We start from the raw sequence: 9,470 nt of genomic DNA on the forward strand, positions 1-9,470 counted from the left end.
TCCCGGCGATCACGCGGGTGGGCCCTGCCCTCCCGCCGAACAATAAAACCCACGCCGAAGAACGTTCCAGTTCTGCCGATCCCAAGGAGTGCTTGATGGTTAACAATACAAAAATGTCGATGGCGGCTTTAGCCGTGGTGGTCGGTTCGGGGCCGACCCTGGTGTTAGCGGAAGAAAAAGCCGAGGGGTTTATCGAAGGCAGCAGCCTGACGCTGCTCAACCGCAACTACTACTTCAATCGTGATCACCGTGACGGTCAGTCCAGTCCCACCGGCAACGGTTATTCCGAAGCCTGGGCCCACGCCATCATCAGCAAGTTTGAATCCGGGTTTACACAAGGCACTGTCGGGGTGGGTGTCGATGCGTTTGCGATGATCGGGTTAAAACTTGATACCGGTGATGGCCGCAACGGAGGCCGCAGTTCGTTCGACGTACTGCCGGTCAACAGTGAAGGCCAGGCGCGGGACGAATACACCAAGGTCGGGGGCGCGGCGAAAGTGCGAGCCTTTGATACGGTGGTTAAAGTGGGCGATGTCTTTCCCTCCAACCCGGTCGTCGCGGCAGGCGACTCCAGGCTGCTGCCGGAAAGCTTCCGGGGTGTCACCGCCACCAATACCAGTATCGAAGGCCTGTCAGTACAGGGCGGTCGCCTGCATGCGATGAGCCAACCGGTTTCCAGCGACATGCGCGAAAACTTCGCGACGTTCTACGCGGGGCCGGTCAATTCGCCGTGGATTGGTTACTTCGGTGGGGACTACGCACTCAACAACAACCTCAGCTTCAGTCTGTATTCCAGTCGCCTCAAGGATGCCTGGATTCAATACTACGCAGGCAGCGCGTGGACGTACCCGCTGTCGGATGACCTGTCGTTGTTAGGCGGCCTGAACTACTACACGGCTGTCGACGAAGGCAAACAACTGCTCGGCGAGTTCGACAACAACATCTGGAGCGGCCGCGTCGGAGTGAAACTCGGCGCGCACTCCGTGGCCCTCTCGCACCAGCGCAACAACGGCAATGACGACTTCGATTATCTGCGCCAATCCGATTCGATCTTCCTCGACAACTCCATCCAGTACAGCGACTTCAACTCGCCCAAGGAACGTTCGTGGATGGTGCGTTACGACCTCGACATGACGACCTACGGCGTGCCGGGATTATCGTTCATGACCCGTTACGCCCGTGGCACCGACGCCGACTATTCCAGCGCCAACGCCGTGTACATGCGCCGCGATACCGACGGCAATCCGCTGACCGACCAGAAGCGCTGGGAACGCGACATCGAAGTCAAATACGTGGTGCAGAGCGGCTCGTTGAAAGACCTGTCACTGCGTTTGCGCCAGGCCAATACCCGCGCCACTGCGTATGAATCGGATCTGGATGAAGTGCGGGTGATTATCGAATACCCGCTGGCGATTCTCTGAGTTACCCCTTCATACCCATTCACCTTTAGAAGCTCCTTGCTCCTTTGGTAAGAGGTGAATCCTTTGGCGTCCTTCGGGGCGCCTTTTTTCGCCCGCTGATTAACCGATTTTGTAGCGAGGGAGCGTGGTCCCGCTCGCTTGCGACTCCACGGCCGTGGGCTTTTCAGATGCGCGATATTAGAATGTCATCACTTTAAAACTGTAAATCAAAAGGAATGAATCGTGGTGGTACTAATAGGGTTGGTGGCGTTGTTTGGATTGCTGTCTTTGGTGGTGGCGGTTGTCGGGCTGATAGCGCCGACTGTTTTCAAGAGCAAAAAAACCGGCAAGGTCCCGACACGATGGACCTTGTTCATGGGTGGGTTGGGCTTCATGCTTCTGGCCTCTGCTCTTGTTGACTACCTCAACCCCAAAACTCAAGGCTTCGAGTCCGTGGCAACTGTTGAAGCAAACGCCAACCGTTCCGCAGACTCCATGGGTTTGACTGTCAATGAGTTCCATAACGCGTTCAACGACGCGGTAGGTCGATACAACAAGGAATTCAAAACTGCCGACTTTGAAGTTCAGACGGGTGGGGCCACCGACACGTTCTCGCATGCTTTCAGCCAGGACCTGGCGATGATGGGAACCATCGATAAAAATGACGGCAACGTGGACATGGTGATCCTTAACATCTCACCAAATGAGGAGCAATCACTTCAGATATTTTCTGTTCTGCTTGCGATCACTGAAGCACTCAACCCTGGCATCCCGGTTGAGCAGAACAAAAAAATGGTCATGGACGTTTTCCATGAGTCGGTCAAGAATTTCGACGCTAAAGAACCAACCGAGCGCAAGGTGGGCGACCTTAATTACTCAGCGACGACGACTCGTTACACAGGAATGATGTTTTCTATCGTAAAGAGCAGCAAAAACTGAGTCATCCAGCACACTAAAAAACCGCGTCCCTCAACGGGTCGCGGTTATTCAAGGAATGCCAAAGCGCTAAATCCCCCTTCATAAGCTAAAGGTGGATTAGTTACACAGAAGGCTCCCCATCTCCCAAACAACCTTTAAACACCCCGAATTGAAATACGCACTGTTGGGGGATTGTGTGGCCTCAGCCACCGTTGTTTCGGCAGGCACCCACCACGCTGTATTTGAGGGTGTTGAGCTGTCCTTTCGAATCTTCATAGGTCATGGCGGCGGGGGCGACAGCGCAGGCTGGCTGCGGCTTCACAACGCTGACAATTTTCACTACATCCAGCTTCATGCCGTATTCATAGTCCTTCACTACCGGCGCCGCTTTGCCTTGGCTCACGGCGTATTGCTCCATGGCTTTGACGTTGGCGCTAAACGCGCGCTCAAAGGTTCGGTCGCCGCCCCCCTTCGGCCAGTGCATTCAGAGACACGGCCATGACGCCGGCAAACGCGAGCAACTTGAAACCTTCCATATCCATATCCCTCCAGTGCGGACTCATGAAAAAGCCCGGCATCGGCGTTCGATGACAGGCTTGGTGCGATGCGGCACGCTTACAGATCTTTGGTTTTTTCGTCTTTCTTTTCGTTGACGACGACCGGATCGCGGGCCTGTTCCTTGGCGACGAACAGCTCAATGGAGCGGTCGTTGGCGGTCATCATTCTGTCGAAGGTGCGGTCACCGCCGCCTTCGGCCATCGCCAGAGAAGACATCACCAGAGCTGCTGCAACGGCACCGATTTGGGCAAGTTTCATGTTTGATTCCTCGTTTAAGTAGCTGACGGGATCAAGGTAACAAGCCGAACCTTTCGTGACGGTGGCGTGCAAATTACATATCCGTTATGTGGCACAAACTTGTGGGAGCGAGCCTGCTCGCGAAAGCAATGGATCAGGCACACACAAAAACGGCACCTTCCGGTGCCGTTCGCCTTTCTCAGTGCCGCCGTTTACTTACGCGCATCTGCCCACGATTTCAGCAGTTCGTTGTAGCTCACGGTTTCACCCTTAGGCTTTTCGTTCGCCAGTTTCGGTTTCGGTGCACCCGGCTGATCGAACCAATATTGCGCATCGCGCTCGGGGTTCATTTTCGGGGCGCAGGTGGCTTGGGCCTTTGAGCGTTCCAGGCGAGACATGATCGCGTCCTGATCCTTGGCCAGGCCATCGAGCGCCTGTTGCGGGGTTTTATCGCCGCTGGCGGCTTCGGCGATGTGGCTCCACCACAGTTGCGCCAGACGCGGATAGTCCGGCACGTTGGTCCCGGTCGGGGTCCATTGCACGCGGGCCGGGCTGCGGTAGAACTCGACCAGCCCACCGAGTTTCGGTGCGAGGTCGGTCATCGCTTGCGAGTTGATGTCCGACTCGCGAATCGGTGTCAGGCCGACGATGGTTTTCTTCAGCGACACGGTTTTCGACGTCACGAACTGCGCATAGAGCCAGGCAGCCAGTTTCTGTTTCTCAGGCGTGGACTTCATGAACGTCCAGGAACCCACGTCCTGATAGCCCAGCTTCATGCCCTCTTCCCAATACGGACCGCGCGGCGAAGGCGCCATGCGCCATTTCGGTGTGCCATCGGCGTTCACCACGGGCAGACCCGGTTTGGTCATGTCGGCGGTGAATGCGGTGTACCAGAAGATCTGTTGGGCGATGTTGCCCTGGGACGGTACCGGGCCGGACTCGGAGAAGGTCATGCCCGCCGCTTCCGGTGGTGCGTAGGCCTTGAGCCAGTCGACGTATTTGGTGGTGGCGAATACCGCCGCCGGGCCATTGGTGTCGCCACCGCGAGTCACGCTGGAACCGACCGGGTGGCAGTCCTCGACGCGGATGCCCCACTCGTCCACCGGTAAACCGTTAGGCAAGCCCTTGTCGCCACCACCCGCCATGGAAAACCAGGCATCGGTGAATCTCCAGCCCAGGGACGGGTCTTTCTTGCCGTAATCCATGTGCCCGTAGACCCGCTTGCCGTCGATTTCCTTGACGTCTTCGCTGAAGAATTTGGCGATGTCTTCATAGGCCGACCAGTTCACCGGAACGCCCAGCTCGTAACCGTACTTTTCCTTGAACTTGGCTTTAAGGTCCGCGCGCTCGAACCAGTCGGCGCGGAACCAATAGAGGTTGGCGAATTGTTGGTCGGGCAGTTGATAGAGCTTGCCGTCGGGCGCGGTGGTGAAGGAAAGGCCGATGAAATCCTTGAGGTCCAGGGTTGGCGAAGTGAAGTTTTTACCTTCATTGGCCATCAGGTCGGTGATGGATTCTGTCTTGCCGTAACGGAAGTGCGTACCGATCAGGTCCGAGTCGTTGACCCAGCCGTCATAGATGCTCTTGTCCGACTGCATCACGGTCTGCAGCTTTTCCACCACGTCGCCTTCCTGCAGCAAATCGTGGGTCACCTTGATCCCGGTGATCTCGGTAAAAGCCTTGGCCAACACCTTGGACTCATATTCGTGAGTGGTCAGGGTTTCCGAGACGACCTTGATGTCCATCCCGCGAAACGGCTCGGCGGCCTTGATGAACCACTTCAGTTCCGCGAGCTGCTGATCCGCCGTCAGGGTGGACGGTTTGAACTCGCTGCCGATCCATTTTTTCGCAGCTTCTTCGTAGGCATCGGCCCAGGCCGAAGCGCTCAAACCGCTGAGTGCCAGCATGGCTGCCAATGAAATGCTATGTCGCAGCTTATTGTTTTTGTCGAACATAGAGACCTCCTTTTAGGGTTTCGGAGCAACATTGCCGAGCGATTCGACTAGCCCCAACGCATCACAGCCAACAGCCACACCAGGGACAACGCGAACGCTACCCAGATGCTCCAGTCGGTGACGCCGATTACCAGCAAATGCAGGTAGGCGCTGCCGAGAAGACCGATAAACAGCCGATCGCCACGGGTGGTGGCAATCGGCAAAAAACCACGCCGAAGAACGCTCGGCGAGCGTAGTTCCCACGTCGTCATGCCCACCAGAATCAGGCCAATGACGGTGAAGAACGCCGCTGTGGGGACAGTCCAACTCATCCATTCCATCATCAGTTCCTCATACTCGGCCGAGGGCAAAGCCCTTGGCCACGTGGTTACGGACAAACCAGATCACCAGCATGCCCGGCAGGATGGTCAACACCCCCGCCGCCGCCAGCACGCCCCAGTCGATGCCGGACGCCGAAACGGTTCGGGTCATCACCGCGGCAATCGGCTTGGCGTTGACCGAGGTCAGCGTCCGCGCCAGCAACAGCTCGACCCAGGAAAACATGAAGCAGAAGAACGCCGTCACGCCGATCCCCGAGCCAATCAGCGGTACGAAAATCTTCACGAAGAACTTGGGAAAACTGTAGCCATCAATGTAGGCGGTTTCGTCGATTTCCTTCGGAACGCCGGACATGAAGCCCTCGAGAATCCACACCGCCAACGGCACGTTGAACAGGCAATGCGCCAACGCCACGGCGATGTGGGTGTCGAACAGGCCGATCGACGAATACAGCTGGAAGAACGGCAACAGGAATACCGCCGGTGGTGCCATGCGGTTGGTCAGCAGCCAGAAGAACAGGTGCTTGTCGCCGAGGAAGCGATACCGCGAGAACGCGTACGCCGCCGGCAACGCCACGCTCAGCGAAATCAGCGTGTTCAGGCTCACGTAATACAGCGAGTTGAGGTAACCGGTGTACCAGGCCGGATCGGTGAAGATCACCTTGTAGTTGGCAAAGGTGAAATCCTGCGGAAACAGCGTCAGGCCGCTGAGGATTTCGGTGTTGCTCTTGAAGGACATGTTCAGCAGCCAGTAGATCGGCACCAGCAGGAACAGGATGTAGATCAGCAGTGGAATGAGTTTTCTCTTGCTCATGGCGGACCTCAGCGGTTGGCGTCAGAGTGAGTCATGGCGGTATAGAACAGCCAGGACACCAACAGGATGATCAGGAAGTACACCAGCGAGAATGCCGCCGCCGGGCCGAGGTCGAATTGGCCGATGGCCATTTGCGTCAGGGTCTGGCTGAGGAAGGTCGTGGCATTGCCCGGCCCGCCGCCCGTGAGCACGAACGGCTCGGTGTAGATCATGAAACTGTCCATGAACCGCAGCATCACCGCGATCAACAGCACGCTCTTGAGCTTGGGCAACTGGATATGTCGGAACACCGCCCAGGCCGATGCCCGATCGATCCGCGCCGCCTGGTAGTACACGTCCGGAATCGCCCGCAACCCCGAGAAACACAACAGCGCCACCAGCGACGTCCAGTGCCAGACGTCCATCACCAGCACCGTGACCCAGGCGTCCATGGTGTTGGCCGCATAGTTATAGTTGATGCCCATCGCATTGAGGCTCGAACCGAGCAAGCCGATGTCGGCCCGGCCGAAGATCTGCCAGATGGTGCCGACCACGTTCCATGGAATCAGCAGCGGAATCGCCAGGATGATCAGCACCAGGGAAGACCAGCGGCCCTTGGTCGGCATGGTCAGGGCGATGGCGATGCCCAGCGGGATTTCGATCAGCAACACGCAGCCGGAGTAGATGAACTGACGCAGCAGCGAGTCGTGCAGCCGTGGGTCGAGCAGCACCTGTTTGTACCAGTCGGCGCCGACGAAGTAGCGGCTGGACTGGTCGAAGATGTCCTGCACCGAATAGTTGACCACGGTCATCATCGGGATCACCGCACTGAACGCCACCAGCAAAAACACCGGCAGCACCAGCCACCAGGCCTTGTTGTTCTGCACCTTGTTCATGGCAGCACCTCCAGCAGGTAATCGTCGGCATAGACCATCAACCATTGCGCCGGAAAGCTGATGTACGCCGTGCCCTCCGGCACCGGTTTGTCTTCGGCCAACCGCACTTTCAACGTCACGCCGTCGAGGTTCAGGGTCATGATCTTGTAGGTGCCGAGGTCTTCGACGTGTACGACCTTTGCCTGCATCGCGTCGTCAAACGGTTCGTCCCACACGTGTACAAACTCAGGTCGGATGCCAACCTTCAGGGTTTTCCATTCGGACGCGGCGATGCGTTGCAGTTGCGCCTCGGACAACGGCAAATGCGTCGAGGCAAAACCGACACCGCCCGGTTGCGGCTGCACGTCGATCAGGTTCATCCCCGGGCTGCCGATGAAATAACCGACAAAGGTATGGCTCGGCCGTTCGAACAATTCCCGTGGCGTGCCGAATTGCACGATCTGCCCGCCGTACATCACCGCAATCTTGTCGGCGAAGGTCGAGGCTTCGAGTTGATCGTGGGTGACGTAGACCATGGTGATGTTGAATTGCTCGTGGATCTGTTTGAGTTTGCGCCGCAGCTTCCACTTCAGGTGCGGGTCGATCACCGTCAGCGGTTCATCGAAGAGGATGGCGGAGACGTCATCGCGCACCAGCCCTCGGCCCATCGAGACTTTCTGTTTTTCGTCAGCGGTGAGGTTGCGCGCCTTCTTGCTCAGCAACGCCTGGAGGTCGAGGACCTCGGCAATTTCCTGCACCTTGCTGTGAATTTTCGCTTCGGCCATGCCCTGATTGCGCAGCGGAAAGGCCAGGTTGTCGAACACCGTCATGGTGTCGTAGACCACCGGGAACTGGAAAACCTGAGCGATGTTGCGCTTCTCCGGGGTCAGGTCGTTGACCGCTTTGCCGTCGAACAGCACATGACCCTGGGACGGGCTGAGCAACCCGGAAATGATGTTGAGCAAGGTTGACTTGCCGCAACCCGAAGGCCCGAGCAAGGCGTAGGCACCGCCCTGCTCCCAGATGTGATCCATCTCGCGGATCGCGTAATCCTCGGGGCCGCTCGGCGTGCGCGTGTAACTGTGGGCGAGGTTCTGCAAACGGATTTCGGCCATCAGGCAACCCTCGATATACGGCGACCGGGCGCCTGGACCAGCCGCCCCTGCGCATCGAACACAAACAGTTTATGGGTCGGGATGTAGATGCGGATCGGCGCATCGACGTCGTATTCGTGAACCCCGGGCAAATGCAGCACCAGCAGGAAATGCTCGTTGCGCACGTGGAGGAAGGTTTCCGAGCCGCTGATCTCGGCGACCTCGACGGTCACTGCCAGTTCGAGGTCATCGTCGTTGCTCGGCACCAGCGAGATATGGCTCGGACGCACGCCGAAGCGGAACTCGCCTTCGCCCACCGGACGCAAATCGACGTTCAACGGGAAGTGAACGAAATTGGCGAAGCTGACTTCGTTGCCGGCGATGCGCCCGGGCATCAGGTTGATCGGCGGTTCGGAGAACAGCTCGGCGGCCAGCACCGATTGCGGCTGGTGATAGACCTCGGAGGACTTGCCGCTCTGGATCACCCGGCCTTCGTGAAGAATGGTCGTGGTGCCACCGAGCGCCAGCGCTTCGTTGGGCTCGGTGGTGGCGTAGATGGCGATGGTGTGCCGCGCCTTGAACAGCTCGCGCATTTCCTGGCGCAGTTCTTCGCGCAACTTGTAGTCGAGGTTGACCAGCGGCTCGTCGAACAGGATCAGTTCGGCGTCCTTGACCAGCGCCCGGGCCATCGCGGTGCGCTGTTGCTGACCGCCGGAGAGCTCCAGCGGATAGCGCTGGAGAAACTTCTCGATGCGCAGCATCTTCGCGGTTTCCAGCACTTTGCTCTGGATCAGTTCGTTGGACACGCCGGCCTGACGCAGCGGCGAAGCGATGTTCTCGAACACCGTCATGGTCGGGTAGTTGATGAACTGCTGATAGACCATCGACACGTTGCGCAAACGCACCGGGCGCTGGGTGACGTCGACGCCGTTCATCAGGATGCGGCCGCTGTCGGGCTTGTCCAGGCCCGCCATCAGGCGCATGAGACTGGTTTTGCCGGACAGCGTGCGGCCCAGCAAAACGTTGAAGGATCCAGGTTCGAAACTCAGGCACGCATCGTCGATCCAGGTCTGGCCCTCGACGGTGCGGCTGACGTGCTCCAGAGTGAGTGACATGGCTCGGCCTTTTTATTATTGGAGTCAAGCGACCGGAGCAGTAGAGCGAGTTTCATGCCAGAAATTGCAAGTGGTTGATCTGGTTTGGAAATCCGTGAAACAGCGGTGAAACCGCTTTCGTTGCTGAACAGAAATGAACAACGACGGCTGAACAATTGAACAATCGAACCGTTGACAATGAACAATAGTGAACAACACTCTACGGACT

General features: G+C 57.8%; 9 protein-coding genes and 1 pseudogene. 2 read left to right on the forward strand and 8 right to left on the reverse strand.

The features are described 5' to 3' along the window. The first annotated feature begins 95 nt into the window (after positions 1 to 95). Positions 96 to 1,421 (forward strand): OprD family porin, encoded by a 1,326-nt coding sequence (locus tag ACM6IO_RS11480; protein WP_192227329.1) that lies wholly within the window; start codon positions 96 to 98, stop codon positions 1,419 to 1,421. 222 nt (positions 1,422 to 1,643) lie between these two features. Beyond that, positions 1,644 to 2,339 (forward strand): hypothetical protein, encoded by a 696-nt coding sequence (locus ACM6IO_RS11485; protein WP_192227328.1) that lies wholly within the window; start codon positions 1,644 to 1,646, stop codon positions 2,337 to 2,339. Between the two features lie 181 nt (positions 2,340 to 2,520). On the opposite strand, the pseudogene ACM6IO_RS11490 reads toward ACM6IO_RS11485, so the two are convergent. From ACM6IO_RS11490 to ACM6IO_RS11525, 8 genes and pseudogenes are all read right to left on the reverse strand, one after another. Beyond that, positions 2,521 to 2,854 (reverse strand): annotated as a pseudogene (locus ACM6IO_RS11490) (DUF2790 domain-containing protein). Between the two features lie 79 nt (positions 2,855 to 2,933). Continuing rightward, positions 2,934 to 3,134 carry a co-regulatory protein PtrA N-terminal domain-containing protein gene (locus tag ACM6IO_RS11495; protein WP_192227327.1) on the reverse strand — a complete coding sequence of 67 codons (201 nt, stop codon included), beginning with the start codon at positions 3,132 to 3,134 and terminating at the stop codon, positions 2,934 to 2,936. 191 nt (positions 3,135 to 3,325) lie between these two features. Continuing rightward, positions 3,326 to 5,068 carry an extracellular solute-binding protein gene (locus ACM6IO_RS11500; protein WP_150631122.1) on the reverse strand — a complete coding sequence of 581 codons (1,743 nt, stop codon included), beginning with the start codon at positions 5,066 to 5,068 and terminating at the stop codon, positions 3,326 to 3,328. A 47-nt stretch (positions 5,069 to 5,115) separates the two neighbouring features. Further along, positions 5,116 to 5,388, reverse strand: coding sequence for a DUF2160 domain-containing protein (locus ACM6IO_RS11505; protein WP_032829048.1), 273 nt, complete (start codon positions 5,386 to 5,388; stop codon positions 5,116 to 5,118). A 10-nt stretch (positions 5,389 to 5,398) separates the two neighbouring features. Next, the gene (locus ACM6IO_RS11510; RefSeq protein WP_008032760.1) at positions 5,399 to 6,199 is read right to left on the reverse strand and encodes a carbohydrate ABC transporter permease; all 801 of its coding nucleotides are present in this window, start codon (positions 6,197 to 6,199) and stop codon (positions 5,399 to 5,401) included. Between the two features lie 8 nt (positions 6,200 to 6,207). Further along, complete coding sequence (locus ACM6IO_RS11515; RefSeq protein WP_008032762.1) at positions 6,208 to 7,074, reverse strand: carbohydrate ABC transporter permease; 867 nt, start codon at positions 7,072 to 7,074, stop codon at positions 6,208 to 6,210. Continuing rightward, the gene (locus ACM6IO_RS11520) at positions 7,071 to 8,168 is read right to left on the reverse strand and encodes an ABC transporter ATP-binding protein (RefSeq protein WP_223415102.1); all 1,098 of its coding nucleotides are present in this window, start codon (positions 8,166 to 8,168) and stop codon (positions 7,071 to 7,073) included. Before ACM6IO_RS11520 ends, ACM6IO_RS11515 begins: the two co-directional genes overlap by 4 nt. Then, complete coding sequence (locus ACM6IO_RS11525) at positions 8,168 to 9,262, reverse strand: ABC transporter ATP-binding protein (RefSeq protein WP_008032765.1); 1,095 nt, start codon at positions 9,260 to 9,262, stop codon at positions 8,168 to 8,170. Before ACM6IO_RS11525 ends, ACM6IO_RS11520 begins: the two co-directional genes overlap by 1 nt. Between the last annotated feature and the right edge of the window lie 208 nt (positions 9,263 to 9,470).

Origin of the sequence: Pseudomonas sp. IT-P44 (genome assembly GCF_949768225.1) — a bacterium.
Taxonomy (GTDB): Bacteria; Pseudomonadota; Gammaproteobacteria; order Pseudomonadales; family Pseudomonadaceae; genus Aquipseudomonas; species Aquipseudomonas migulae.

Coding starts and splice junctions, on each gene's coding strand:
- ACM6IO_RS11480 (WP_192227329.1), top strand. CDS start 96: ATGGTTAACAATACAAAAATGTCGATGGCGGCTTTAGCCGTGGTGGTC.
- ACM6IO_RS11495 (WP_192227327.1), bottom strand. CDS start 3,134: ATGAAACTTGCCCAAATCGGTGCCGTTGCAGCAGCTCTGGTGATGTCT.
- ACM6IO_RS11500 (WP_150631122.1), bottom strand. CDS start 5,068: ATGTTCGACAAAAACAATAAGCTGCGACATAGCATTTCATTGGCAGCC.
- ACM6IO_RS11505 (WP_032829048.1), bottom strand. CDS start 5,388: ATGGAATGGATGAGTTGGACTGTCCCCACAGCGGCGTTCTTCACCGTC.
- ACM6IO_RS11510 (WP_008032760.1), bottom strand. CDS start 6,199: ATGAGCAAGAGAAAACTCATTCCACTGCTGATCTACATCCTGTTCCTG.
- ACM6IO_RS11515 (WP_008032762.1), bottom strand. CDS start 7,074: ATGAACAAGGTGCAGAACAACAAGGCCTGGTGGCTGGTGCTGCCGGTG.
- ACM6IO_RS11520 (WP_223415102.1), bottom strand. CDS start 8,168: ATGGCCGAAATCCGTTTGCAGAACCTCGCCCACAGTTACACGCGCACG.
- ACM6IO_RS11525 (WP_008032765.1), bottom strand. CDS start 9,262: ATGTCACTCACTCTGGAGCACGTCAGCCGCACCGTCGAGGGCCAGACC.